This is a genomic window from Rhizobium halophilum, assembly GCF_021648825.1.
In the GTDB taxonomy this organism is placed as follows: domain Bacteria; phylum Pseudomonadota; class Alphaproteobacteria; order Rhizobiales; family Rhizobiaceae; genus Neorhizobium; species Neorhizobium halophilum.
Genome location: NZ_JAKJHS010000002.1, coordinates 438926 through 462095 on the forward strand (window position 1 = coordinate 438926; position 23170 = coordinate 462095).

The window sequence follows — 23170 nt, forward strand, 5'->3', positions numbered from 1 at the left end:
TTTCATGACCGGACTCTCGCGCTCCAGCGCGGATCTTTCACCTCGCCGCCGCCGTATCCTGTACCGCTGCTGGCATCGCGGCATCCGAGAAATGGACCTCGTCTTCGGACAGTTCGCCGAAGATGAAATCAGTCGCCTTTCGGATAGCGAGCTCGACGAGTTCGAGGCGATCATGGGAGAGGACGACCACGATCTGCATGCCTGGATCACCGGGGGAAAGCCGCTCCCCGATCATCTCCAGACCGAGCTGTTCGCTCGCATTTCCGCCTACCGGCCGGATTTCGGCCCTGTCACCACGGCGAGCCTGAAGGCGAAGGCAGAGCAGTCAGAATGATCCCAGGGTTTGATGCAAAGAGAATAGCAGCGGCGACCGCTCCGCTGACCATCGGCAATGTGCCGCCAGGCATGGAAGCGCTGCTGCTGGCGGAGATGGCACGGGTGGGGCAGCCGGTCGCCTATGTCATGTCCGACGGACAACGAATGACAGACCTCGAGCAGATGCTCGGGTTCGTTGCGCCCGACATTCCGGTACTGACATTGCCGGCCTGGGACTGTCTCCCGTACGACCGCGTTTCGCCGAGCGCCGATGTCTCTGCGCGGAGACTTGCCGCGCTGTCGGGTCTGATTGCCCATGCGCGTAAGCCGCATGCGGCCATCGTGCTGGTCACCGTCAACGCGATGCTGCAAAAGATCGCGCCCTCCGAGGTGATCGAGAGCCTGGCTTTCTCGGCAAGACCGGGTGCGACGATCCGTATGGACGATATTGCGGCGCGTCTGGAACGCAACGGCTTCGAGCGCGTGCCGACGGTCCGTGAAGTCGGCGAATTCGCGGTCCGGGGCGGCATACTCGATGTCTTCGTGCCCGGCACGGAGGAGCCAGTGCGGCTCGACTTCTTCGGGGACACGCTGGAGACGATTCGTACCTTCGACCCCGCCAGCCAGCGTACCACGGGGCAGGCGCGCTCTCTCGACCTCAATCCGATGAGCGAAGTGTCGCTGACGCCAGACACGATCAGCCGTTTCCGCAAGAACTATCTTTCGCTTTTCGGTGCCGCCAATCGCGACGATGCGCTTTATCAGGCCGTCTCCGAAGGGCGCCGCTACGCGGGTATGGAACACTGGCTGCCGCTCTTCTACGAACGGCTGGAAACCGCCTTCGATTACCTTGAGGGCTTCCGGATCGTCACCGACCATACCGCGCGGGAAGCGGCCACCGAACGCTCCAAGCTTGTCACCGACTATTATGAATCCCGGCGCGACAATGGCAGCACGGGCAAGGGCGCCTCGGCACAGGCCGCCCCTTACAAGCCGGTTCCGCCCGGGCAGCTTTATCTTGACGGGAAGGGTTTCGCCTCTGCGCTGGATGCTGCGATAGCCATCCGGCTCACCCCTTTCAACGAGCACGACACGGAAAGCCGCCGGGTCATTGAACTGGATGCGCGGATCGGGCCTCGCTGGGCGAAGTCGCAAGCGGAAAAGGATGAGCGCGACGAGCGGGTCAACGTTTTTGATCTCGCCGTGAAGCATATTGCCGACAAGCGGGCCTCCGGCGCCAAGGTTCTGGTTACCGGCTGGTCCGCAGGTTCACTCGACCGCCTCCTACAGGTGCTCGAGGAGCGAGGGCTCGAACGCGTCAAGCAGATCGAGAACTTTGCAGAACTCGACAAGCTGAAGAAGGGTGAGGCGGCGGCGGCCGTGCTCAGTCTGGAGGGCGGGTTTGAGACCGATGGCATCGTCGTCATCGGTGAACAGGATATCCTTGGCGACCGGATGGTGCGCCGGGGCAAGCGCCGTAAGCGCGGCGCAGACTTCATTTCGGAGATCTCCGGGCTCGACGAAGGCTCGCTAGTCGTCCACGCCGAGCACGGCATCGGTCGCTTCGTGGGCCTCGTCACGATCGAGGCCGCAGGTGCGCCGCGGGCTTGTCTAGAGCTGCATTATGCCGACGAGGCAAAGCTCTTCCTGCCGGTGGAAAACATTGACCTCCTGTCGCGCTACGGGTCGGATGCTGCGGAGGCAACGCTCGACAAGCTGGGCGGTGGTGCCTGGCAGGCGCGGAAGGCGAAGCTCAAGAAGCGGCTCCTCGATATGGCCGAGGGTTTAATCCGCGTCGCCGCGAGCCGTATCACCCGCCGAGCCCCAGTTCTGGCCGCACCCGACGGCCTGTACGACGAGTTCGCTGCCCGCTTCCCCTATGATGAGACGGAAGATCAGGCCAATGCGATCGATTCCGTGCGCGACGATCTTTCCGCCGGTAAGCCGATGGATCGGCTCGTTTGTGGCGATGTCGGCTTCGGCAAGACCGAGGTGGCCCTCCGCGCGGCCTTTCTCGCGGCCATGAATGGCGGCCAGGTCGCCGTGGTGGTGCCGACGACCCTCCTTGCGCGTCAGCATTTCAAGACCTTCCGCGACCGCTTCCGCGGTTTGCCGATCAAGGTGGCGCAGGCTTCCCGTCTGGTGCCGGCGAAGGAGCTGAACCAGGTCAAGAAGGACCTATCCGAAGGCAAGGTCGATATCGTGGTCGGCACTCACGCCTTGCTCGGCAGCGGCATCAACTTTGCCAATCTTAGCCTGCTTATCATCGATGAGGAGCAGCATTTCGGGGTGAAGCACAAGGAGCGCCTCAAGGAGCTGAAGGCCGACGTCCACGTGCTGACGCTTTCGGCGACGCCCATCCCGCGGACGTTGCAGCTGGCAATGACGGGTGTGCGGGAACTGTCGTTGATCACCACGCCACCCGTCGACCGCATGGCGGTGCGCACCTTCATCTCGCCCTTCGATCCGCTGGTGATCCGCGAAACGCTGATGCGCGAGCACTATCGCGGTGGCCAGAGCTTCTATGTTTGCCCGCGGCTTGCCGATCTTCCCGATGTGCAGGCGTTCCTGCAGTCGGACGTGCCGGAGCTCAAGGTTGCCGTCGCGCACGGCCAGATGGCGTCCGGCGAACTCGAAGACATCATGAACGCCTTCTACGACGGCAAGTATGATGTGCTCCTGTCGACGACCATTGTGGAGTCGGGCCTCGACGTGCCGACGGCGAACACGCTGATCGTGCACAGGGCCGACATGTTCGGCCTGGCGCAGCTCTACCAGCTGCGCGGCCGCGTCGGACGCTCCAAGGTGCGGGCGTTCGCGCTCTTCACCCTGCCGGTCAACAAGCAGCTGACGCAGTCGGCTGAACGCCGACTGAAGGTGCTGCAGTCGCTCGACACGCTGGGCGCGGGCTTCCAGCTTGCGAGCCACGACCTCGACATCCGTGGCGCCGGCAACCTGCTTGGCGAAGAGCAGTCCGGGCACATCAAAGAGGTCGGCTTTGAGCTCTACCAGCAGATGCTGGAGGAGGCGGTGGCCGAGGTGCGCGGCGACGACGAGATAATCGATACCGGGTGGTCGCCGCAGATCTCCGTCGGCATCACCGTGATGATTCCGGAGGATTATGTCCCGGACCTGCACCTGCGCATGAGCCTCTACCGCCGTCTGGGCGAACTCAAGGATCTGTCGGAAATCGACGGCTTGGGCGCCGAGATGATCGATCGTTTTGGTCCGCTGCCGGTCGAGGTGCAAAACCTGCTGAAGGTGGTCTACGTCAAGTCGCTCTGCCGCATCGCCAATGTCGAGAAGCTGGATGCGGGTCCGAAAGGCATTGTTGTCACCTTCCGCGACAAGCAGTTCCCCAATCCGGCGGCGCTGGTGCAGTACATTGCCAAGCAGGGCACGATGGCCAAGATCCGGCCGGACCAGAGCGTCTTCCTGACCCGCGACCTCCCGACGCCGGAAAAGCGGTTGACGGTCGCTGCGCAGGTGATGAAGCAGTTTGCAGAACTGGCAAAGCAGCCGAGCTAATCAGCGTTCCGGATCAGTCTCGGCGGTCACCATGGCGCCGGCCTGCGGGTCGGCAGCGACTGCCGGCGGCAGCGGAACGCCGCGCACCCGCTCGCGGGCGAGCGTCAGCAGTCCCGACCCGATGATCAAGATGATGCCAATGACCATTGGCACATCGATCGCATCGCCAAAGATCAGGTAGCCGAAGAGCACGGCCCACAGCATCTGGCTGTACTGCGTCGGACCGACGAGGGCTGCCGGAGCATAGCTCGTCGCATACATCAGCAGGATCGTTGCCAGCGCCGCCAACAGCCCGTAGCCAGCCAGCATCAGCCAGTGCGGGAGGCTCGGCCACTGGAAACCAGGGATCGCCAGCAACCCGCACAGGACGAGCGACCCGATGATGCCGGCACCGTAGAGCGAGATACTTTTCTCTCGAGGACCAACCGCACGATAGACGACGATGGAGATCGCGCCGCTCAATCCTGCGAAGACAGCACCCACATGACCGATCGACAGCTCGCGAAATCCCGGCCGCAGGACAACCAGGATACCGATGAAGCCAATCACGACGGCACTCCAGCGTCGGATGCCGACCTCCTCCTTGAGGAAGACCACCGACATGATGGTCACGAATGAGGGAAGCAGGAAGATCAGCGCAAACGCCTCCGCCATGGAAAGATGGGTGAACGCGGTCACGCTGGCGATCGTGCCGAAGGCGGCGGCAAAGGCTCTCAGAAGCCAGAGCGGGCGGTTCGTGGTGCGAAGCATGTCCAGCACGCTGTCTCCGCGCTTCATCACGAAGGGGAGGGCCGTGACGCCGAAAAGGGCGCCAAGGAACGACATCTCGTAAGGGCTGAGGGCACCTTCGATCAGCTTGACGCTGGCGTCGCTGAAGGAAAACGCCGCAAAGGCGGCGAAGGCAAAGAGGACGCCCTTGAGCGTTTGATCGGTCGACATCTGCTGAGTTGGCCGCCTAGATCATGCCCTTGCGGGCTTCGGCCTTCATCCGCGCAATGTCGCGCAAGGCATTTGCAAGCACATCCGGAGTCTGCGCACCACTCACGGCATGTTGGCCGTCAAAGATCAGGAAGGGGACGCCGTTGACGCCCATCTTCTGGGCCGCGTCGATCTCGGACAGCACAGTATCCTTGTCGGCGTCGGTTGCCAGGAGGTTGCCGATCAGGGCGGGGTCGAGCCCGCATCGCTCCGCAATTGCCAGCAGAACCTGATGATCGGCAACATTCAGCCCTTCTTCGAAGTGTGCCTTGAACAACGCGGTGGCGACGCGGTCCTGGATGTCCTGCCCTTCGATGCGGGCCCAATGCAGCAGGCGGTGGGCATCGAGCGTATTGGCGCGAACCTTAATATCCTCGAACCGATAGTTGATCCCGATCTCCTGACCCTGATCGCGCAAATTGTCCTGCATCTGATCCAGCCGCTCGGCACTCCCGAATTTGGCAACGAGGTGCGTGCGGTAGTCGCTCCCTTCGCTGGTTGCATCGGGGTCAAGCTGATAGGGCCGCCAGTTGACGTCCACACCCACCTCGTCCTGGACCTCTGCAATCGCCAGCTCCAGGCGCGCCTTGCCGAGATAGCACCAGGGGCAGACGACGTCGGACACGACGTCAATTGTTACGCGCTCCATGGCCGCGTCCTTTCTAAGATGGGCAATCGCCTGTTTGGCTGGTTCAGTCCTGCGCCCGCTTGTCGAACCAAACGGGCAGCTGGTAGCCGTAAAGAGGTGTCTTGTCTGGATAGCCGATGTAACTGCGCCGCGCCACCCATTGTTCCGGCACGTGGTAGAGGGGCACGAGGTAGTGGCCCGAGATCAACAGGCGGTCGTAAGCACGCACCGCCGCCTCGAAGTCCTCCCGGCTGCGGGCGGCCAGCATGGCATCGATCGCGCGGTCGATTGCTGGATCAGCAACGCCCGCAAAGTTGTTGCTGCCTTCGCGGTCGCGCGAGATCGAGCCCCAGCGTCCGACCTGCTCGATACCGGGGGAAAGCGACGACGGGTAAGACTTGACGATCACGTCATAATCGAAGGTGCCGGACCGCGACTGGTATTGCGCATCATCAACGGTGCGAATGGCAACGTCGACGCCGATCATTCTGAGCGTTCGTTGATAGGCGATCGCGAGCTTCTCTTGATCCTGTGTCTGCGTCATGATTTCGAACCGCAGCGGGATGCCGTTTTCGTTCGACATCCTGCCGTTCCTGATCGTATAGCCGCCCTCCTTCATCAGCTCGACGACGCGACGCAGGATCTTTCGGTCCCCACCTGAGGCATCCGTTCGCGGAAGATGGTAGCTGCCGTCGAGAATGGCCGGATCGATCGCATCCTCGTCTGTTCCGAGGATCTTCAGCTCCCGTTCCTCGGCGGCCTTGCCCAGGGAGGAGAGCGACGAGCCCTGCCAGAAGCTTTCTGTCCGGGTGTAAGCGCCTTCAAAGAGGTTCTTGTTCGCCCACTCGAAATCGAAGGCGAGGGCCAGTGCCTCGCGCACCTTCGGGTTCTCAAAGATCGGACGTCGAGTGTTGAAGACGAAGCCGAGCATGCCCGTCGGCAAGTCAGGCCGGAATGTATCCTTCACCACCGCGCCATTCTGGACATCCGGAAAATCATAGGCCCTTGCCCAATGCGTGGGGCTGCCGTCCGGGTAGATATCTACCACGCCCTTTTTGAAGGCTTCGAAAAGGGTGTTGTCTTGCAGGAAGTATTCGACCGAGATCTGGTCGTAGTTGTCGAAGCCGACTTTGGCGGGGATGTTCTTGCCCCAATAGTTCGGATCACGCTCGAACACGATGCGCTCTCCCGGCCTGACGGACTTCACCAGGTAAGGCCCGGATCCGATCGGGACCGCCAGTGAGGAATGGTCGAATGTCTGTGGATCGATGGCGTGCTTGGGCAAGATCGGCGTGGCGGTGGCCAGGATCAGCGGAAATTCGCGGTCCGACTTTTCGTTGAACGTGAACCTGACGCTGCGCTCGCCCACCTTCTCCACCTTCTCGACAGGTGTCAGCCGGCCGCTGAAGGGTGTGCGGCCCTTGTCTCGCAGCAACTCCATCGTGAAGATCACATCTTCAGGGGTGACCGGCATGCCGTCCGACCACTTCGCCGCCGGATCAAGGTTGAACTGAATGAAGCGTCGCTCCTCGTCCATCTCCACGGTTTGAGCCAGCAATCCGTAGAGCGTAAAGGGCTCGTCGGCCGAGCGTTGCATCAGAGGCTCGAAAACCAGGTGGCCGAACTGCGGGTCCCACAAACCTCTGGCTGTCGTGCGCATGCTCTTCAAGATGAAGGGGTTGAGGCTGTCGAAGGTGCCCACCACGCCATAGCGGACGCTGCCGCCCTTCTTCACATCCGGCTTCACATAGGGGAAGTGCGCGTAGCCTGCCGGCAGCGCAGGCTCGCCGTGCATGGCAATTCCGTGGTGCGGTTCGGCGAGAGCGGGACTCGACAGAGCCGCCATGAGAAGAAGGGGGAGGAGGCGTCGCATGAGCGGTCCTTCGGGCTCGATCAACGTGATTCGCCGCAAGTTACCCCAAGCGCAACCGCTGACCAACCGGTGTAGCTACGTACAGTCGCCGCTGTCGTTGAGCCTCGATCAAAAAATCGTCAAACCGGGACTGGATATCGCAGCATTGCCGATGTAACAGGTGGGCGAGGACATGGGTCATTCAATTGCCTCAATTCGCCAACAGGTGGAGCGCAGTAGGACACCCCGAGGGAGGACGGTTGAAGCCGTACCCGAACGGATTTCAGGAGACGGATTTCGTTATGAAACTCAAGGCTAACAAAGCTCTGCGGACGGCAATGTCCGCGCTGACACTATCTTTCGCGGCTGCGTCTGCGCCGACCGCAACCTTTGCGCAGGGCGCTCCGGCAGCTGGCGGTCCAGGCGCACCTCCGCTCGGCTGGTTCAAGACCTGCACCAAGCAGGACGACAGCGATCTCTGCGTTGTGCAGAACGTGAACCTTGCACAGAATGGTCAGCTGATTACCGCCGTTGGCCTGATTACCGTCGAAGGCAAGGTCAACCGCAAGATCCTCCAGGTCTCCGTTCCGACTGCACGTCTGATCCCGCCGGGCATCACAATGCAGATCGATGGTGGCAAGGGCGAGAAACTGGACTACGCCGTATGCCTGCCGGACAAGTGCACGGCTGAAGCTCCTCTGACGGACGCGATGATCGCCAGCCTCAAGAAGGGCGGCGAGGTCGTCTTCACATCGATCAACTTCCGCCGCGCGCCTAACCCGATCAAGATTTCGCTGAACGGCTTCACCGGCGCGTTCGACGGCGAGCCGATCTCGCAGTCGCAGTTGGCCGAAAGCCAGCGCAGCTTGCAGGAAGGCATGCAAAAGAAGGCCGAAGAAGCGCGCAAGAAGCTCGAAGACGCGCAAAACGCTGCCAAGCAGGGCCAGTAACCTCGCGCCGATAAGATCGGCTTCGTCAAAAAAAGCGCCGGTGGTGATCACCGGCGCTTTTTCGTATCAGTGGGCTAAGATCATCTTCGGCGTCAGTCGCCCTGACGGACCGGTATCGAAGATCTGGTAAACCTGCGGATTGCGTAATGGCATTTCGCTGCCGTCATGCTCCAGGTTCTGCTCTGAAACGTATGCGACATATTCGGTGTCATCGTTTTCGGCGAGCAGATGGTAAAACGGTTGGTCCTTGCTCGGACGGATCTCGGCGGGGATGGCATTCCACCACTCCTCAGAGTTCGCAAACTCCGGATCCACATCGAACACGACTCCACGGAACGGGAAGACCTTGTGACGGACGACTTCCCCGATGGTGAACTTTGCGTTTCGTTGCTTCATGGTGCGACTTCCTTTCGCATCCTGATGTGGGAATAAATGCACGACACATCAAGAGCATAATGCGATGGCGCCTACCAGGTTCCTGCGCCATCGCGCTTGTGAACGAGTGTTGATCGAGATCGTCGACCCTTTGCGTCGCAGAAACGAAAACGGCGGACCGAGGTAGCCGCCGTCTTCTTTGATTGGTGCCGCTGCCGTTAAGCGGAGTAGTACATGTCGAACTCGACCGGGTGCGGCGTCATTTCGTAACGCATCACTTCGGTCATCTTCAGTTCGATGTAGGCATCGATCTGATCGTCGTCGAAGACGCCGCCGGCGGTGAGGAACTTGCGATCCTTGTCGAGGCTCTCCAACGCTTCGCGCAACGATCCGCAGACCGTCGGGATCTTCTTCAGTTCCTTCGGCGGAAGATCATAGAGGTCCTTGTCCATGGCTTTGCCCGGGTGGATCTTGTTCTTGATCCCGTCGAGGCCAGCCATCAGCATGGCTGCGAAGCCGAGATAGGGATTGGCAGTCGGATCCGGGAAGCGGACTTCAACCCGCTTGGACTTCGGGCCCGACCCGAATGGAATGCGGCAGGAAGCCGAGCGGTTGCGGGCTGAATAGGCCAGCAGAACCGGGGCTTCATAGCCGGGGACGAGACGCTTGTAAGAGTTCGTCGAGGGGTTGGTGAAGGCGTTGATTGCCTTGGCGTGTTTGATGATGCCGCCGATATAGAACAGGCAGCTTTCGGACAGGCCGGCGTATTCGTCACCTGCAAAGGTCGGCTTGCCATCCTTCCAGATCGACTGGTGCACGTGCATGCCCGAGCCATTGTCGCCGAAGATGGGCTTCGGCATGAAGGTCGCCGTCTTGCCATAGGCGTTGGCCACCTGATGCACGACGTACTTGTAGATCTGCATCTTGTCGGCGTTGCGCACCAGCGTGTCGAACTTGACGCCAAGCTCGTGCTGAGCTGCCGCTACTTCGTGGTGGTGCTTTTCGACGACGAGGCCCATCTCGGTCAACACCGTCAGCATCTCGGAGCGCATGTCCTGGAGGCTGTCGACCGGCGGGACTGGGAAATAGCCGCCCTTGACGCGCGGACGGTGGCCGAGGTTGCCCGTCTCGTAATCGGTATCGTCGTTCGACGGCAGTTCCGAGGAGTCGAGCTTGAAGCCAGTATTGTAAGGGTCGGCCTTGTACTTGACGTCGTCGAAGACGAAAAATTCCGGCTCGGGACCGACGTAGACGGTATCACCGATGCCAGACGCCTTCAGATAAGCTTCGGCCTTCTTGGCCGTGCCACGCGGGTCGCGGTTGTAGGATTCGCCCGAGATCGGGTCGAGGATGTCGCAGAAGACCACCATGGTGGACTGTGCAAAGAAAGGGTCCATATGGACGGTCGCCGGATCAGGCATCAGAACCATGTCAGATTCATTGATGGCCTTCCAGCCGGCGATGGAGGAGCCGTCGAACATGACGCCATCGGCGAACATATCCTCATCGACGGCTGCGACGTCCATCGTCACATGCTGTAGCTTCCCCCTCGGATCCGTAAAGCGCAGGTCCACGAACTTGACGTCGTTTTCCTTGATTTGCTTCATGATTTCACTTGCGGTCGTCATATAGGTCTTCCTTGAATGAGATGACGAATTGAACCTGCCGCGGAGCGGCGGGTAACGTTAGATCGCGTCCACACCGGTTTCGCCGGTACGAATGCGGATGACCTCTTCAACGTTCGATACGAAGATCTTGCCGTCACCGATGCGGCCGGTCTGGGCCGCGTTGCGGATGGCGTCGATGACAGCGTCGACGTTCTCGTCGGCGAGAACCACTTCGACCTTCACTTTGGGCAGGAAGTCGACAACGTATTCCGCACCACGATAGAGCTCTGTGTGGCCCTTCTGGCGCCCGAAGCCCTTCGCCTCCGTCACAGTGATGCCCTGCAAGCCAACCTCCTGGAGGGCTTCCTTCACCTCATCCAGCTTGAACGGCTTGATAATGGCTTCGATCTTTTTCATGAGAAACAATCTCTCCCCTGACGCAGCCGTGAACCGGCTCGCCATACTAATGCAGGTATCGTGCCAGTCTGAAAAGCCGCTTTGACAAATAATGGGCAGAAATTCGCCTCCAGCGCGTAAAGGCCCGCATCAACTGTGCCCCGGAAGCGGCTGCAAAGCCATTCTTTTAAGCGTTCTCTTTGATCGAATCCAATTGCACACGCTTTGAAGAGGGACTATGCCCGCGTAAGTGCCAATTAGTTATGCAGATGCACATTTGGCGGTCACCAATGCTGCTGCAGCCGAAGCTTGTTATTCCGTCGGCTTTGGGTTCAATAGCGGAATGAAGATGGACCTGAAGACCCTCCTGCTGTCGCCTGAAGAGATGGCCGCTGCGGATCGTGCCGCGGCTCAGTCCGGCATCGATTCCTATGGCTTGATGGAGAAGGCGGGACAGGCCGTTGCAGCCGCTGCGCTTCGGCATTACCCAAAGACACTGCGCTTCGTGGTGCTTTGCGGCCCAGGCAACAATGGCGGTGATGGGTATGTGGCAGCGCGGGCGCTAACCGAGGCCGGCGCCGACGTGGCGATCTTCACGCTTGGCGATCCGGCGCGGCTCAGTGGTGACGCACGTCTTGCCTACGATCTCGGTAAGTCTCGTCCATACCCCCTGGCGGAATTGGAGCTGTGCGAGGGCGATACCGTCATCGACGCCGTCTTCGGCGCAGGTCCGGCAAGGTCGGTTCCGGTTGAACTGCAGCAGCTGATGGAACAGAGCGATGTCGCAGGACTGCCGGTGATCGCCATTGATCTGCCGTCAGGACTGTGCGGTCGCCGCGGCATCCCGCTGAGCAAGGCATTCAAAGCCGCACACACCGTCACGTTCATGGCGCGAAAGCCGGGGCATCTCCTGATGCCGGGGCGGTCACTATGCGGTGACATCGAGGTTGTCGATATCGGGATACCGTCCCGCATCATCCGCGCCGCTGCAGGCAAGATCAAAGTCAACCACCCCATCCTGTGGCAGCATCAGCTTGCTCTCCCGGATGCCCAGTCCCACAAGTACCGCCGCGGCCATCTCGCCGTCTTTTCCGGCGGAGCGTCGCACACGGGCGCAGCAAGATTGTCCGCCGCAGCAGGCCTTGCCGCGGGTGCCGGCCTGGTGACGGTCGCATCGCCGAAAGAGGCCATGCTTGTCAATGCCGGTCACCTGACGGCGGTGATGCTGAGGGAGATGGAGACAAGCGCAGACGTCTTGAAATGGTTTTCAAACGCCAAGCTCTCGGCATTCGTTCTCGGGCCTGGCTTCGGAGTGGGGGAGAAGGCACGCGAATTCGTGCTGGCCCTGGAAGGGCGGCCCCTGGTTCTGGACGCCGACGGCATAACTTCATTCAGGAACCACCAGCCGCAACTCTTCGATGCCTACCGCGGCGATGTGCACCTTGTGCTGACGCCGCATGAAGGCGAGTTCGCCCGGCTATTTCCGGCGATTGCGGAGGATGAGGATCTCAGCAAGGTGGAGAAGGTGCTTTTGGCTGCCAGGTCATCCAATGCCGTGGTTGTCTACAAGGGCGCCGACACGGTGATTGCCGCTCCGGATGGGCGTGCGTTCATCAACGAGAATGCCCCCCCCTGGCTGGCAACGGCCGGTTCCGGGGACGTGCTTGCCGGAATCATCGGCGCGCTCCTGGCCAATGGTACGCCAGCCTTCGAAGCTGCGGCGGCTGGCGTATATGTCCACGGAGAAGCAGCATTGAGGGCAGGCGAGGGTATGACCGCGGAGACGCTCGTCCGACACATCGCGCCGCACGTCAGGCACTAATCAGCCGTCGATCATTGCCTGCAGGGCCATGGCGCCCTGCGGCGCATTCACCTTGCCCTCATGGATAAAGAAGGCATAGACGTCGCGCGGCTGGCGCTTAGGCTGCCGGTCAGGATCGATCAGCGGGAGGTTCTCGGGTAAACCGCCGTCGGCCCAGGTCTCTAGCCGCCCTTTCCAGGCGTGTAGCTCACTTTCGGGATAGCAGGTGGCAACGTCGTCGGACCCCTTCTGCAGCCGCGCATAAACGAAGTCTGCCGTGACGTCTGCGATCATGGGGTAATCATGATGTTCGGCGCAGACCGGAGCGACGTTGTGCTTTGCCAGCAAGTGGACGAACTCCGCTACCTTGAAGCTGTCGTGACGCACTTCGACGACGTGCTTCAGTGGCAGCCCTTCTACCGTCTTCGGTAGAAGTTTCAGGAAAGCTTCGAAATCGTCCGGCTCGAATTTTTTCGTCGGCGCGAACTGCCAGAGGATAGGCCCGAGATGCGGCCCAAGCTCCGTCAGTCCCTGTGCGAAGAACCGTTCGATCGACTCGCCGGCTTCGGCTAACACCTTTCGGTTGGTGGTGAACCGGCTCGCCTTCAGCGAAAAGATGAAGCCTTCCGGTACCTCAGAAGCCCATTTGGCGAATGTCTCTGGCTTCTGGGAGCCGTAGTAGGTACCGTTGACCTCGATGACCTTCAGCTTGCTGGCGGCATATTCCAGCTGCCTCTTCTTCGCGAGCTTCTCCGGATAGAAGCTCCCCTCCCAAGGCTCGAAGGTCCAGCCGCCGATCCCCGTGCGAATGTTGCCGCGACTGGTCATACACCCCTCCGATTGCCGCTATTCGGCCGCTTCCACCGTCCGCGCAGGCCGGCGTTCCAACAGTTCCTTCAGGAACTGCCCGGTGTAAGAGCGCTTCTCCTTGACAATCTGCTCCGGCGGGCCGACCGCGACGACCTCGCCGCCACCGGTGCCGCCTTCAGGTCCGATGTCGATGATCCAGTCTGCGGTCTTGATGACCTCGAGATTGTGCTCGATCACCACCACCGAGTTGCCTTGCTCCACCAATTCATGAAGCATTTCCAGGAGTTTGGAGACATCGTGAAAATGTAGTCCGGTCGTAGGTTCATCGAGGATGTAGAGGGTTCGACCTGTCGAACGCTTGGAAAGCTCCTTGGCCAGCTTCACGCGCTGCGCCTCACCGCCCGACAGCGTGTTTGCCTGCTGGCCAACCTTTATGTAGCCGAGGCCCACGTTGAACAGCGCCTGCAGCTTGTCGCGCACCGCCGGCACGGCCGAGAAGAACTCGACGCCTTCCTCGACGGTCATATCGAGTACGTCGGCGATCGACTTGCCCTTAAACTGCACATCCAGCGTTTCGCGGTTGTAGCGCTTGCCGTGGCAGACGTCACAGGTGACGTAAACGTCCGGCAGGAAGTGCATCTCGATCTTGATGACGCCATCGCCTTGGCAGGCTTCGCAGCGGCCGCCCTTGACGTTGAACGAGAAGCGCCCCGGCGCATATCCGCGCGCCTTGGCTTCCGGCAGGCCGGCAAACCAGTCACGGATCGGCGTGAAGGCGCCGGTATAGGTCGCCGGGTTGGATCGCGGGGTCCGACCGATCGGCGACTGATCGATGTCGATCACCTTGTCGATGTGCTCGAAGCCGTCGATACGGTCATGCTCGGCCGGGATCTCACGCGCACCCATCACCCGGCGTGCAGCCGCCTTGTAGAGGGTCTCGATCAGGAACGTTGACTTTCCGCCGCCGGAGACACCGGTAACAGCCGTGAAGACGCCAAGCGGTACCGAGGCGGTCACATTCTTCAGATTGTTGCCACGGGCACCCACGACCTTGATCTCCTTGCCCTTTTTCGGCTTGCGCCGGTCGGAGGGGACGGTCACACCCAACTCGCCAGAAAGGTACTTCCCAGTGAGCGAACTCGGGTTTGCCATGACCTCCTGCGGGCTACCTTCGGCGACGACTTCACCGCCGTGGATACCCGCAGCAGGGCCAATATCGACGACATAATCGGCGGTGAGGATTGCATCTTCGTCGTGCTCGACGACGATCACCGTATTGCCGATGTCGCGCAGGTGCTTCAGCGTGTCGAGCAGCCGGGCGTTATCTCGCTGGTGGAGGCCGATTGACGGTTCATCGAGCACGTAGAGAACGCCAGTAAGGCCCGAGCCGATCTGCGAGGCCAAGCGGATGCGCTGGCTTTCTCCGCCGGACAGCGTGCCGGAATTTCGTGACAGCGACAGGTAGTCCAGGCCCACGTCATTGAGGAAGCGGAGCCGTTCGCGGATTTCCTTGAGGATGCGCACCGCGATCTCGTTCTGCTTGGTGTTCAACTGTTCCGGCAGCGCCTCGAACCAATCGCGGGCAAGCTTGATCGACATGTCGGTGACCTGGCCGATATGCAGCTTGTTGACCTTCACCGCCAAGGCTTCCGGCTTCAAACGGAAACCATTGCACGCCGGGCAGGGGGCAGCCGACATGTAGCGTTCAATCTCCTCGCGGGCCCAGGCGCTGTCGGTTTCCTTCCAGCGGCGCTCGAGGTTCGGCACGATGCCTTCGAAGGTCTTGCTCGTCTTGTAGGATCGGGCGCCGTCGGCGTAGTGAAACTCGACCTTCTCTTCCGTGCCGTGCAGGATGGCGGCCTGTGCTTCGCCCGAAAGTTCGGACCAGCGGCTGGAGAGTTTGAAGTCGTAGACCTTGCCGAGGCCTTCCAGCGTCTGGTTGTAATAGGGAGACGCCGACTTCGCCCATGGTGCAATGGCGCCGTCCCGCAGCGTCCGGTTCGGTTCCGGCACGATCAGTGCCGCGTCGATCTTCTGCTGGAAGCCCAGGCCGTCACAGGTCGGGCAGGCGCCGAAGGGATTGTTGAAGGAGAAAAGCCGAGGTTCGATCTCCGAAATCGTAAAGCCGGAGACCGGGCAGGCGAATTTCTCCGAGAACAGAACACGCTCATGCGTCTCGTTCAGTGACTTGTTGGCCGAGCCGCCGGCGGCAGTCTCCGATGCGGGCAGGGGCTTGTCGGCAAACTCCGCCACCGCCAGTCCGTCCGCCAGCTTCAGCGACGTCTCGAGGCTGTCTGCGAGACGTGCGCCGATATCCGGGCGGACGACCAGCCGGTCGACCACGACGTCGATGTCGTGCTTGTACTTCTTGTCGAGCGCCGGCACATCGGCGATCTCATAGAACTGGCCGTCCACCTTGACGCGCTGGAAGCCCTTCTTCATCAGTTCGGCAAGTTCTTTTTTATATTCGCCTTTGCGGCCGCGGATCATCGGCGCGAGGATGTAGAGACGCGTCCCTTCCTCGTACGCCAGAATGCGATCGACCATCTGGCTGACCGTCTGGCTTTCGATCGGCAGCCCGGTCGCAGGCGAATAGGGCACACCCACCCGTGCAAACAAGAGGCGCATGTAGTCGTAGATTTCGGTGACCGTTCCGACCGTCGAGCGCGGATTGCGCGAAGTCGTCTTTTGCTCGATCGAGATCGCCGGCGACAGGCCCTCGATCTGGTCGACATCCGGCTTCTGCATCATCTCCAGGAACTGGCGCGCATAGGCGGAAAGGCTTTCGACGTAGCGGCGCTGGCCCTCGGCGTAAATCGTATCGAAGGCGAGGGATGACTTACCGGACCCGGAAAGGCCGGTCATGACGATCAGCGAGTTGCGCGGCAAATCGAGATCAATACCCTTCAAGTTGTGCTCGCGCGCACCACGGATGGAGATCGTCTTAAGTTCGCTCATAAATCTGCTCGATGGGGAGGACGAATGCTCATATGTAGTAAATGAAGTGGCGGTGTGAAGGCAGAAAGACCATCTGCCGCTACAGAATGCGAGTCGCTTGACACGAGCATAGACGAATAATAGAACAAATAAAGAACAAAAACACTGTGGATTGCTGGCTGGTAAATGCCAATGCCGCAAGCTTATGGTCTAAGTTGCTCCATTCTATGGACTAGGCCGCCTCCAGGGCGGCGGACAAGGTGAAAAACATGGCTGGAAGCGTCAACAAGGTAATTTTGGTCGGTAATGTCGGCGCTGATCCCGAGATCCGGCGCACACAGGATGGCCGCCCGATCGCTAACCTGCGCATCGCTACCTCCGAAAGCTGGCGGGACCGCAACAGCGGCGAGCGGAAGGAAAAAACCGAGTGGCATACGGTGGTGGTCTTCAACGAAGGTCTCTGCAAGGTAGTGGAGCAGTACGTGAAGAAGGGCGCTAAGCTCTACATCGAGGGCGCGTTGCAGACCCGCAAGTGGCAGGACCAGAACGGTAATGACCGCTATTCGACCGAGGTCGTGCTGCAGGGCTTCAATTCGACCCTGACCATGCTCGATGGACGTGGCGGTGAAGGCGGCGGGCAGGGAAGCTACGGCGGTGGTGGTGGCGGTCGCGTCAGCGGCGGAAACGATTACGGCGGCGGCAACTTTGGCGACGACTACGACCGCCCGGCGTCGGGCAGCAGCCGCGGCGGGCAGGGCGGCGGCGCTGGCGGCTTCTCCCGCGATCTCGACGACGATATCCCGTTTTGACGAGAGGGCGCTTCGGCGCCCATCTTATTGGTAAATGACTGCTAGCCGAGATCAGCCCGCGGCAAAGGCAGACTTGATCCCATCCACCACGAACTGCACCGAGAGCGCCGCAAGGATGACGCCGAGGAGACGGGTGAGAATCGCCCGCCCGGTGACACCGAGGAAGCGGTCTAGCCGTTCCGCGATCAGGAGCATGGTTAGCACCAGTCCCATGCTGAGGGCAAGCACGAGGATCAGCAGCGCCCGGTCCCAAGGCCCTGATAGCGTACCAGCCAACAGTACGGTTGCCGAGATGGCACCCGGACCGGCAATCAGCGGCAGAGCCAGCGGAAAGACAGCGATATTGTGAATATGGTCGATGGTAACCGCCGCTTGCGAGGTTTTCTCCTTACGTTCCTGTCGTCTTTCGAACACCATTTCAAAGGCGATCCAGAACAGGAGAAGTCCGCCGGCAATACGGAAGGCACCCATGGATATCCCCAGCGACCCTAGGAGGCTTGCACCAAACAACGCAAAGATGGCCAGAATGCCGAAGGCGATAAGGGAGCCACGGATGGCGACCTGCCGGCGCTGCGTCCGGGTCATCCCCACCGTCAGTCCGAGAAACACCGGTGCCAGGCCTGGCGGATCGAGCGTCACCAGCAGTGTCGTGAAGGCGTTCACTAGCGTGTCGGCACTCGCCATCCTATATCCTTGCCAATGTTCCCGTTCTTGCGGATCCCGTAGGGGATTGTTAGGACAGGTTGGCGAACAAGGAAAGGGCGAGGGTCTGCATTGCCTTCCTGCGCAGTTCGCTTAAGCGCGGCCTCGATAGACCGCCAAGACTTGAAAGCTGTTCAAAACCGCTGCGGAAATTGGCGCTTCGGACCTCTTTCCGATATAGAAACACAACTGATTCCGAACAAAGATCGTGATCCGATTTGACTGAGCAAAGCACTCCCGGCGGCGGAAAGCTGCCCCCAGGCATTGAACCCATTTCCATCATGGAGGAGATGCAGCGGTCCTATCTCGATTACGCGATGAGTGTGATCGTCAGCCGCGCGCTCCCTGACGTGCGAGACGGGCTGAAACCCGTGCACCGGCGCATTCTCTTCTCCATGAGCGAGATGGGGATCGACTGGAACAAGAAATATGTGAAGTCTGCCCGCGTCACCGGTGACGTGATGGGTAAATACCATCCGCACGGCGATGCGGCGATCTACGATGCGTTAGCGCGCATGGCACAGGATTGGTCCCTCCGGCTGCCGCTTATCGACGGCCAGGGCAATTTTGGCTCCATTGACGGGGATCCGCCGGCCGCACAGCGCTATACGGAATGCCGCCTGCAGAAGGTTGCGCACACGCTCCTCGACGATCTCGACAAGGAGACGGTCGACTTCCGCGACAACTACGACGGCACCATGTCTGAGCCGGTTGTGGTGCCGGCTCGCTTCCCCAACCTGCTCGTCAACGGTGCAGGTGGCATTGCGGTCGGTATGGCTACCAACATTCCGCCGCACAACCTAACCGAAGTGATCGATGGCTGCATTGCGCTGATCGAAAACCCTGCAATTGAACTTCCCGAGTTGATGCAGATCATTCCGGGGCCCGATTTCCCCACGGGGGCACTCATCCTTGGCCGGGCAGGGATCAAGTCGGCATATGAGACCGGACGCGGCTCCGTCATCATGCGTGGCAAGGCGCATATCGAGCCGATGCGTGGCGATCGCGAGCAGATCATCATCACCGAAGTTCCCTACCAGGTGAACAAGGCAACGATGATCGAGAAGATGGCAGAGCTCGTGCGCGACAAGCGCATCGAGGGCATCTCCGATCTTCGCGACGAATCTGACCGCCAGGGCTACCGCGTCGTCATTGAGCTGAAGCGGGACGCCAATGCCGAGGTGATCCTCAACCAGCTTTATCGCTATACGCCGCTGCAGACCTCCTTCGGCTGCAACATGGTAGCGTTGAACGGCGGCAAGCCGGAGCAACTGACCCTGATCGACATGCTGAAGGCTTTCGTCTCCTTCCGCGAGGAGGTCGTCAGCCGGCGTACGAAGTACCTACTGCGCAAGGCTCGCGAGCGTGCGCACGTCTTGGTCGGCCTGGCGATTGCTGTTGCCAACATTGACGAAGTGATCAACCTGATCCGCCGGGCGCCCGATCCGGCGACCGCGCGCGAGCAGTTGATGACGCGCCGCTGGCCGGCGCATGACGTCGAGGCCTTGATCCGCCTGATCGACGATCCGCGCCACAAGATCAACGAGGACGGCACCTACAATCTTTCCGAAGAACAGGCGCGTGCAATCCTCGAACTTCGCCTTGCCCGCCTGACGGCTCTGGGCCGGGACGAAATTGCCGATGAACTTAACAAGATCGGCGCGGAAATCAGCGACTACCTCGACATACTCTCCTCACGCGTGCGCATCTATCAGATCGTCAAGGACGAGCTTGCGGCTGTTCGCGACGAGTTCGGCACACCGCGCAGGACGGAGATTCTTGAGGGCGGTCCGGACATGGACGACGAGGATCTGATCGCACGAGAAGAGATGGTCGTCACAGTTTCGCACCTCGGCTACATCAAGCGCGTGCCCCTGACCACCTACCGTGCCCAGCGCCGCGGCGGCAAGGGTCGCTCCGGCATGGCCACGCGGGACGAGGATTTCGTGACGCGGCTGTTCGTTGCGAACACCCACACGCCGGTGCTGTTCTTCTCCTCGCGCGGCATCGTCTACAAGGAAAAGGTCTGGCGCCTTCCGATCGGAACCCCGACGTCGCGCGGCAAGGCGCTCATCAACATGCTGCCGCTGGAGCCCGGCGAACGCATCACGACGATCATGCCGCTGCCGGAAGACGAGACCACCTGGGACAATCTCGACGTCATGTTCTCGACGACGCGGGGTACCGTACGACGCAACAAGCTGTCTGACTTCATCCAGGTCAACCGCAACGGCAAGATAGCGATGAAGCTGGAGGAGGAGGGCGACGAGATCCTCTCTGTCGAAACCTGCACGGACCGCGACGACGTGCTGCTGACGACCGCACTCGGTCAGTGCATCCGCTTTCCGGTCGACAGCGTCCGCGTCTTTGCCGGCCGCAACTCGATCGGCGTGCGCGGCATCTCTCTGCAGTCCGGAGACCGCATCATTTCGATGACAATCGTCGGCCACGTAGACGCGGAGCCGTGGGAGCGGGCTGCCTATCTGAAGCGCTCTGCTTCCGAGCGCCGCGCCATGGGTGTCGACGAAGAGGACATCGCGTTGGTCGGCGAAGAGGTCGGCGCCGAAGGGGAGCTGAGCGAAGAGCGTTATCAGGAGCTCAAGGCGCGCGAGCAGTTCGTGTTGACGGTTTCCGAACGCGGTTTTGGCAAGCGCTCCTCGTCCTATGACTTCCGCACCTCGGGCCGCGGCGGCAAGGGCATTCGCGCCACCGATACCTCGCGTACGAACGAGATCGGTCAGCTGGTTGCAGCCTTCCCTGTGGAAGATTCCAACCAGATCATGCTGGTCTCTAACGGCGGAGTCTTGATCCGCGTCCCGGTGGACGGCATCCGTATCGCCAGCCGCGCGACCAAGGGGGTAACGATCTTCTCTACCGCCAAGGACGAGCGCGTCGTCTCCGTCGAACGGATCAGCGAGCCGGAAGGTGAAGATGAGAACGGGACGGTGCTGCCGGAAGAGATCGTCTCGGAGACGGGAGATCTTGGTGCACCGGCGGAAGCCGAAGCCCCAGATGAAGCGCCCGACACGGAGTGACGGGGAGAACCAAGACAAAAAAGCCGGGCGCTTCGCCCGGCTTTTTTGTGGCTGCGCGGAGGACGTGGTCGTCGGCGCAGCCCGCTACTCTATTGTCGATGACACGTTGATTAGAAAGGGACGTGACGTTTCGCGAAGACCTTCATTTCCTCGCTCTCGCGGCGCAGCTCAGCGATCGTAGACGCGACCGATGCCACGAACATAATGCTGATCAAACTCGCCAATACCGTCAACGTCACGAACATGTCCTGCCTCTTTCGTCAGTACCGCTCAGTAGAACGAGAGGTCGTGATAACGTCCCGTCATCTGCGGATAGTTCAATTCGGTCCATTCCGACCGATCCTGATAAAGGGTCACTGTGGCCGTGAGCATCGCCGCTATCATTGCTGTCCAGACCATGTTGATCATGGAGATCTTGTCCAGCATGATCGGCTTCCTTCTCTCGATCATCTCAGTTGTCCTTCTTGCTGCCAGAACGCCGTTTTCGCGATCTGGTTCCAATTTGTTCTGGAAAGCTGCCGGTGCGCCTTATGCTTGTGCCTGTCCTCACATCGGCCAGACTTGCTGCGCTGCCTGCTTTCCGGCTTGGTCTCCCGCCCCGTGTCCGCATAAAATCACAGGCGCAATGAGCCTGCCTTGAACGGGCCGTTCATCTGGCGTTCATCTTCGCGATACTTGAAGTGAAACCGTGAGCATGACAAAAGGCGGAAAAACGACGGGATCTTCATGGCGATCGCTTTCTACCCGGGATCCTTCGATCCCCTGACCAACGGTCATCTGGACGTGCTGCTGCAAGCATTGCAGGTGGCGGAAAAGGTGGTGGTCGCCATCGGTGTCCATCCGGGAAAGGTGCCGATGTTCACGTTCGAGGAGCGGGCCGACCTAATCCGGGCGTCGCTCCTGGATGCACTGCCGGAAAAGGGGCGGGATATCGAGGTGGTGTCTTTCGACAATCTCGTTGTCGATGCCGCGCGGGCTTACGGGGCGCGACTGCTGATCCGGGGCCTGAGGGACGGCACCGATCTCGACTACGAAATGCAGATGGCGGGCATGAACCGCCAGATGGCGCCGGACATCCAGACGGTTTTTCTGCCCGCCGGAGTCGCGTCGCGGCCCATTACGGCCACATTGGTTAGGCAGATCGCCGCAATGGGCGGCGATGTCGGCGCATTTGTGCCAGCACCCGTCCTCCTGGCCATGAAGAACAAGCTCAGACGCTGACTTCCCATACTGGAGATCTCATGAACCCGATCCGTCTCGCCGTCGCAGGCGCTCTTGCAATTGCATCTTTCGCCTTTCCGGCACTTGCAGCCGAAGACGACTTCTTGACCATCCAGTTGAAGGATGGCCCTGTGGTCGTTGAACTGCTGCCGGAGGTGGCACCCGAGCACGTGGCGCAGATCAAGAAGCTGGCCGCCGAGGGCGAATACAACAATGTTGCCTTCCACCGCGTTATCGAAGGATTCATGGCACAGACGGGCGACGTCGAATTCGGTGATATGGAAGACGGCTTTGACCCCAACCGTGCCGGCACGGGTGGATCCGAGCTGCCTGATCTCCCTGCAGAATTCTCCGACCTTCCGTTCGAACGCGGCACGGTCGGCATGGCACGCTCGCAGGATCCGGACTCGGCCAATTCGCAGTTCTTCATCATGTTTGACGAAGGATCCTTCCTGAACGGCCAGTATACGGTTGTCGGCAAGGTTGTTTCGGGTATGGAGAACGTCGACAAGATCAAGCGCGGTGAAGGTGGCAACGGCGAAGTTTCCGATCCTGACCGCATGATCGAGGTCACCGTCGGGAAACCGAACTGATAAAGGCGCTTGGCGTCGGATAAGAAAAAGGAGAAGGCCATGGCCGAGATCAAGGATCCGGAAAACACCCTCATCATGGAAACCACCAAGGGCAAAGTCGTCATCGCCCTGATGCCGGACCTTGCGCCGGGCCACGTGGCCCGCATCAAGGAACTGGCTCGCGAACAGGCCTATGACGGCGTCGTATTCCACCGCGTCATCCCCGACTTCATGGCGCAGACCGGCGACGTGCAGTTCGGCAAGAAGGGTGGCGAAAACTTCAACCCGGGCCGCGCAGGCATGGGCGGCTCCGACAAGCCGGATCTGAAGGCTGAATTTTCTGCGGTCCCGCACGTCCGCGGTACGTGCTCGATGGCGCGCTCGCAGAACCCGAACTCGGCCAACTCGCAGTTCTTCATCTGCTTCACCGACGCGCCGTGGCTGAACAAGCAGTACACGGTCTGGGGCCAGGTCGTCGAAGGCATGGACAACATCGACCAGATCAAGAAGGGCGAGCCCGTCCAAGACCCCGATTCGATCGTCTCGATCAAGGTTGCTGCCGACATCGCGGCCTGACGGCAGCGTAACGAAACTGCGAGGCGCCTCGGTTATGCCGGGGCGCTTTTCTGTTGTGCAGCCTCCCGCTATCTGCGA

At 60.6% G+C, this 23170-nt stretch carries 21 protein-coding genes; 10 read left to right on the plus strand and 11 right to left on the minus strand.

The window, feature by feature from the left end; genetic code table 11:
• The first annotated feature begins 4 nt into the window (after nucleotides 1-4).
• The gene (locus tag LXM96_RS06655; RefSeq protein ID WP_239997589.1) at nucleotides 5-334 is read left to right on the plus strand and encodes an FAD assembly factor SdhE; all 330 of its coding nucleotides are present in this window, start codon (nucleotides 5-7) and stop codon (nucleotides 332-334) included.
• The gene (gene mfd / locus LXM96_RS06660) at nucleotides 331-3843 is read left to right on the plus strand and encodes a transcription-repair coupling factor (protein ID WP_239997590.1); all 3513 of its coding nucleotides are present in this window, start codon (nucleotides 331-333) and stop codon (nucleotides 3841-3843) included. The genes LXM96_RS06655 and mfd overlap by 4 nt, the downstream gene beginning before the upstream one ends.
• On the opposite strand, the gene LXM96_RS06665 is transcribed toward mfd, so the two are convergent.
• The 3 genes from LXM96_RS06665 to LXM96_RS06675 are packed head-to-tail and all read right to left on the minus strand — an operon-like array spanning nucleotide 3844 to nucleotide 7322.
• Nucleotides 3844-4782: a DMT family transporter gene (locus LXM96_RS06665; RefSeq protein ID WP_239997591.1), complete on the minus strand. Its 939-nt coding sequence runs from the start codon at nucleotides 4780-4782 to the stop codon at nucleotides 3844-3846. It lies immediately after the preceding gene.
• 16 nt (nucleotides 4783-4798) lie between these two features.
• A complete protein-coding gene (locus LXM96_RS06670; RefSeq protein WP_239997592.1) occupies nucleotides 4799-5470 on the minus strand; it encodes a DsbA family oxidoreductase in 672 nt (223 codons plus the stop codon).
• Nucleotides 5471-5513: 43 nt separating this feature from the next.
• Nucleotides 5514-7322 (minus strand): extracellular solute-binding protein, encoded by a 1809-nt coding sequence (locus tag LXM96_RS06675; RefSeq protein ID WP_239997593.1) that lies wholly within the window; start codon nucleotides 7320-7322, stop codon nucleotides 5514-5516.
• On the opposite strand from LXM96_RS06675, the gene LXM96_RS06680 reads away from it, so the two are divergent.
• Together LXM96_RS06680 and LXM96_RS06685 are read left to right on the plus strand one after the other, a co-directional pair.
• Nucleotides 7321-7479, plus strand: coding sequence for a hypothetical protein (locus LXM96_RS06680; protein ID WP_239997594.1), 159 nt, complete (start codon nucleotides 7321-7323; stop codon nucleotides 7477-7479). The two genes, LXM96_RS06675 and LXM96_RS06680, sit on opposite strands and share 2 nt — an antisense overlap.
• Nucleotides 7480-7603: 124 nt before the next feature.
• Nucleotides 7604-8251 (plus strand): invasion associated locus B family protein, encoded by a 648-nt coding sequence (locus tag LXM96_RS06685; protein ID WP_239997595.1) that lies wholly within the window; start codon nucleotides 7604-7606, stop codon nucleotides 8249-8251.
• Between the two features lie 66 nt (nucleotides 8252-8317).
• On the opposite strand, the gene hspQ is transcribed toward LXM96_RS06685, so the two are convergent.
• From hspQ to LXM96_RS06700, 3 genes are all read right to left on the minus strand, one after another.
• A complete protein-coding gene (gene hspQ, locus LXM96_RS06690) occupies nucleotides 8318-8647 on the minus strand; it encodes a heat shock protein HspQ (protein ID WP_239997596.1) in 330 nt (109 codons plus the stop codon).
• 197 nt (nucleotides 8648-8844) lie between these two features.
• Nucleotides 8845-10254: a type I glutamate--ammonia ligase gene (gene glnA / locus LXM96_RS06695; RefSeq protein WP_239997597.1), complete on the minus strand. Its 1410-nt coding sequence runs from the start codon at nucleotides 10252-10254 to the stop codon at nucleotides 8845-8847.
• 57 nt (nucleotides 10255-10311) lie between these two features.
• Entirely contained in the window at nucleotides 10312-10650 is a 339-nt protein-coding gene (locus LXM96_RS06700) for a P-II family nitrogen regulator (protein WP_239997598.1), read from the minus strand.
• Between the two features lie 322 nt (nucleotides 10651-10972).
• Between LXM96_RS06700 and LXM96_RS06705 the strand changes: the two genes are divergently transcribed.
• A complete protein-coding gene (locus LXM96_RS06705; RefSeq protein ID WP_394801908.1) occupies nucleotides 10973-12451 on the plus strand; it encodes an NAD(P)H-hydrate dehydratase in 1479 nt (492 codons plus the stop codon).
• Here the strand turns inward: LXM96_RS06705 and LXM96_RS06710 are convergent, their stop codons facing one another.
• Both LXM96_RS06710 and uvrA read right to left on the minus strand, forming a co-directional pair.
• A complete protein-coding gene (locus LXM96_RS06710; RefSeq protein WP_239997600.1) occupies nucleotides 12452-13258 on the minus strand; it encodes a DUF72 domain-containing protein in 807 nt (268 codons plus the stop codon).
• 18 nt (nucleotides 13259-13276) lie between these two features.
• The gene (gene uvrA / locus LXM96_RS06715) at nucleotides 13277-16198 is read right to left on the minus strand and encodes an excinuclease ABC subunit UvrA (RefSeq protein WP_239997601.1); all 2922 of its coding nucleotides are present in this window, start codon (nucleotides 16196-16198) and stop codon (nucleotides 13277-13279) included.
• A gap of 248 nt (nucleotides 16199-16446) precedes the next feature.
• Here uvrA and LXM96_RS06720 point away from each other — a divergent pair, with 248 nt between their 5' ends.
• Nucleotides 16447-16986 (plus strand): single-stranded DNA-binding protein, encoded by a 540-nt coding sequence (locus LXM96_RS06720; RefSeq protein WP_239997602.1) that lies wholly within the window; start codon nucleotides 16447-16449, stop codon nucleotides 16984-16986.
• 51 nt (nucleotides 16987-17037) lie between these two features.
• Here the strand turns inward: LXM96_RS06720 and LXM96_RS06725 are convergent, their stop codons facing one another.
• Nucleotides 17038-17670 carry a MarC family protein gene (locus tag LXM96_RS06725; RefSeq protein ID WP_239997603.1) on the minus strand — a complete coding sequence of 211 codons (633 nt, stop codon included), beginning with the start codon at nucleotides 17668-17670 and terminating at the stop codon, nucleotides 17038-17040.
• A 236-nt stretch (nucleotides 17671-17906) separates the two neighbouring features.
• Between LXM96_RS06725 and gyrA the strand changes: the two genes are divergently transcribed.
• Entirely contained in the window at nucleotides 17907-20723 is a 2817-nt protein-coding gene (gene gyrA, locus LXM96_RS06730; RefSeq protein WP_239997604.1) for a DNA gyrase subunit A, read from the plus strand.
• Nucleotides 20724-20833: 110 nt separating this feature from the next.
• Here gyrA and LXM96_RS21580 read toward each other — a convergent pair whose 3' ends face one another.
• Together LXM96_RS21580 and LXM96_RS06735 are read right to left on the minus strand one after the other, a co-directional pair.
• Nucleotides 20834-20968: a hypothetical protein gene (locus LXM96_RS21580; RefSeq protein ID WP_262913532.1), complete on the minus strand. Its 135-nt coding sequence runs from the start codon at nucleotides 20966-20968 to the stop codon at nucleotides 20834-20836.
• Between the two features lie 25 nt (nucleotides 20969-20993).
• Nucleotides 20994-21173 carry a hypothetical protein gene (locus LXM96_RS06735; RefSeq protein WP_239997605.1) on the minus strand — a complete coding sequence of 60 codons (180 nt, stop codon included), beginning with the start codon at nucleotides 21171-21173 and terminating at the stop codon, nucleotides 20994-20996.
• A gap of 276 nt (nucleotides 21174-21449) precedes the next feature.
• Between LXM96_RS06735 and coaD the strand changes: the two genes are divergently transcribed.
• The 3 genes from coaD to LXM96_RS06750 are packed head-to-tail and all read left to right on the plus strand — an operon-like array spanning nucleotide 21450 to nucleotide 23092.
• Nucleotides 21450-21944: a pantetheine-phosphate adenylyltransferase gene (coaD, locus tag LXM96_RS06740; protein ID WP_239997606.1), complete on the plus strand. Its 495-nt coding sequence runs from the start codon at nucleotides 21450-21452 to the stop codon at nucleotides 21942-21944.
• Between the two features lie 20 nt (nucleotides 21945-21964).
• A complete protein-coding gene (locus tag LXM96_RS06745) occupies nucleotides 21965-22537 on the plus strand; it encodes a peptidylprolyl isomerase (protein WP_239997607.1) in 573 nt (190 codons plus the stop codon).
• A 39-nt stretch (nucleotides 22538-22576) separates the two neighbouring features.
• Nucleotides 22577-23092 carry a peptidylprolyl isomerase gene (locus LXM96_RS06750; protein WP_239997608.1) on the plus strand — a complete coding sequence of 172 codons (516 nt, stop codon included), beginning with the start codon at nucleotides 22577-22579 and terminating at the stop codon, nucleotides 23090-23092.
• Nucleotides 23093-23170: the final 78 nt, after the last annotated feature.